This is a genomic window from Pseudovibrio sp. POLY-S9 (genome assembly GCF_001431305.1).
In the GTDB taxonomy this organism is placed as follows: domain Bacteria; phylum Pseudomonadota; class Alphaproteobacteria; order Rhizobiales; family Stappiaceae; genus Pseudovibrio.
On sequence record NZ_LCWX01000212.1, the window covers coordinates 37,864 to 38,942 of the forward strand.

Below are 1,079 nucleotides of genomic sequence, written 5' to 3' on the forward strand. Positions count from 1 at the left end.
CTGCTGGAGCAGAGACAGAAGATGTCATTCATTTTGGTTTAGATGTGCTATCTGATTTTGAGGAATTACTTTCGATTACGAGTGACGAAGGTGATAATACTGTCATAACCCTTAATGATAACAATAAAATTGTTTTGAATGGGATCTCTCGATCAGAGCTTCATAGTGATGATTTCCAATTTGCTGGATAGCACTTTGGTATAATGCATATACTCCTCAGCAATCTCTTGTTGAGGAGTATATGCGTTCGAAATACTAAGATTGCTTTATTGAGAACTTTGAAAGTAAATTTCTCCAATTGTTGTTGCTATTACTTGATCGACTATTTGATACTGAGTTAATTTGTTTCTACCACTTACGCTTTAAAAGTTTCGCTCTGCGCCGAATGACGAAAATAGCCTATACAGCTTCTTAACGAATAGATTTTTTTACCTTCAGCAGATAGTTGGATAAAACCACTTTCATGTTGAGATCTAATTTGGATTTAGATGACCTTAAATCAAGGCTAGCATCCACATAAGTCAGATCTGATATGTCGCTTAGTCGAATTTAACACACCATATATTGTTCATATCAGATATGTTTCAACTGACAAGGCAAAGAGGCTGTCTTGTGCTCACTCAATAATATAAACCTCCATTTGGTGTCGAACTATAAATAAGGGTTACTTTATCTCTACTTCACCAAACGCTGTGTTCTTTAGTGTTTCGGGGGGTGGTTGAATTTGGCTTTAAACCAGTGGGTGAAGTGGCTGCTGTTGGAGAAATCGCACTCCAAGGCAATTGGCGTGATGGTTCGCTTTGAGTTCATGAGGCGCCAGTGAGCGAGCTGGAGGCGCGTGTCACGCCAGACTTCTTGTGGTGTGGCTTTTGCGTGTTCTATAACAGCTCTATTTAACTGCCTGACGGTGGAACTCAGCATTTCGGCAAGCTTTTCTGTTGTGTCTGGATCTCTTAGCTTCTGACGTATGATTTTAATGGCTTGCTCCACCCGCCAGTTCCCGCATTACTCCAAATCCTGATAGGGAAGCCGAGCAATCTCATGTGCTGATCGATGCTCGTCCACTACAAGGACCGTTA

At 40.9% G+C, this 1,079-nt stretch carries 1 pseudogene; it reads left to right on the forward strand.

Features of this window, described 5'->3' with window-relative positions:
* Positions 1–191 (forward strand): annotated as a pseudogene (locus PPL9_RS32525) (calcium-binding protein); the annotation flags it as partial.
* Positions 192–1,079: the final 888 nt, after the last annotated feature.